We start from the raw sequence: 953 nt of genomic DNA, 5'->3' as shown, positions 1-953 counted from the left end.
TCAATTGCAGGATTTACCCACTCTCTAAGCCATTGTTCGCTGAACTTCATTGAGATTCCACTTTCTATTTTTAATTAAATTGTTGAAGAAAACGAAGATCGTTTTCAAAGAACATTCTTAAGTCATTTCCGCCATAGCGGAGCATGGCTAAACGCTCAACACCAAGACCAAATGCAAAGCCAGAATACTTCTCTGCATCAATGCCGCTAGCTTCAAAAACTTTCGGGTGCACCATTCCACATCCCATTACTTCAAGCCACTTAATAGAGCCGTCTGCATTGCGCCCCCATTCGATGTCGACTTCAGCCGATGGTTCTGTGAAAGGGAAATATGAAGGACGGAAACGCACTTCTAAATCTTTTTCAAAGAAGACTTTTAAGAACTCTTCAATCGTTGATTTAAGGTCGGCAAAACTAACTTTTTCCTCAACCAATAAACCTTCTACTTGGTGGAACATCGGTGTATGCGTTTGATCTGAGTCACAACGATAAACTCGTCCAGGACAAATCATACGAAATGGAGGTTCACCCTTTTCCATCGTGCGAACTTGCACAGGTGAAGTGTGCGTACGCAAAAGAGTATTGGCGTTGAAGTAGAAGGTGTCATGCATCGCTCTCGCTGGGTGATGCCCAGGAATATTAAGCGCTTCAAAGTTGTGGTAGTCGTCTTCGATCTCAGGACCCACTTCAACTGAATAACCCGCCTTAGCAAAAAACGATTCAATTCGACGCATCGTTTTTGTTACCGGGTGAAGGCCGCCAAGGTCGGTAGCTCGACCAGGCAAGGTAACATCAACCGCTTCAGACATGAGCTGTGCTTCAAGCGCTTTCTGTTCCATAGAATCTTTTTTAGTACTGAGGTTAGCCATGACGGCTTCTTTGGCCTCATTGATCTTAGCACCAGCTGCTGGTCGCTCTGCTGGATCTAGCTTGCCAAGACCTTTAAGTAATGCA

General features: G+C 44.6%; 1 protein-coding gene. It reads right to left on the bottom strand.

From position 1 onward, the window contains the following. Positions 1-70: 70 nt before the first annotated feature. Positions 71-953: phenylalanine--tRNA ligase subunit alpha (gene pheS / locus A3738_RS00915; RefSeq protein ID WP_068763270.1), on the bottom strand; the 883-nt coding region annotated here is incomplete at its 5' end.

The sequence above is a fragment of the Oleiphilus sp. HI0066 genome (assembly GCF_001635725.1).
This window is presented reverse-complemented; position numbering and strand designations above follow the sequence as displayed.